Source organism: Grimontia marina (assembly GCF_900060185.1).
GTDB classification, from domain to species: domain Bacteria; phylum Pseudomonadota; class Gammaproteobacteria; order Enterobacterales; family Vibrionaceae; genus Enterovibrio; species Enterovibrio marinus.
This window is the reverse complement of the sequence record NZ_FIZY01000223.1, coordinates 1-678: the sequence shown is the minus strand read 5'-3', so window position 1 is coordinate 678 and position 678 is coordinate 1. Positions and strand designations below refer to the sequence as shown.

Below are 678 nucleotides of genomic sequence, written 5' to 3'. Positions count from 1 at the left end.
ATCGTGGTATTGCCGATGGTGGCGGTTTCGCCACTGTCAGGGTCAGTGACCGTGATAGTCCCGGTTGTTGAGGTATCCTGGTCAGTGACCTGTCCGGTGGTGTCCCCGGTGACGACAGCCGCATCATTGGTGCCGGTCACGGTCACCACAATCTCATGGGTTGAACCGTCAGAAGCGGTGAGGGTAAAGGTGTCGTTGGCCTCTTCACCTTCCGGCAGGGCTTGCGCTTTGTCTGGGTCTACCGTGTAGGTCCAGTTCCCATCCACCAGCGTAAAGGTGCCGTAGTTGCCTTCCATGGTGACATTGTCGATGGTGGCGGTTTCGCCACTGTCAGGGTCAGTGACCGTGATAGTCCCGGTTGTTGAGGTATCCTGGTCAGTGACCTGTCCGGTGGTATCGCCGGTAACGACAGCCGCATCATTGGTGCCGGTCACGGTCACCACAATCTCATGGGTTGAGCCGTCAGAAGCGGTGAGGGTAAAGGTGTCGTTGGCTTCCTGTCCTTCTGGCAGAGACTGGGCTTTGTCCGGATCGACGGTGTACGTCCACTCGCCGTCCACCAGTTCAAAGGTGCCGTAGTTGCCTTCCATCGTGGTATTGCCGATGGTGGCGGTTTCGCCACTGTCAGGGTCAGTGACCGTGATAGTCCCGGTTGTTGAGGTATCCTGGTCAGTGACC

Annotated in this window: 1 protein-coding gene; it reads right to left on the bottom strand. The window is 58.0% G+C overall.

What is annotated here, in order from left to right:
- Nucleotides 1–678: VCBS domain-containing protein (locus GMA8713_RS26095; protein WP_198159606.1), on the bottom strand; the 678-nt coding region annotated here is incomplete at both ends.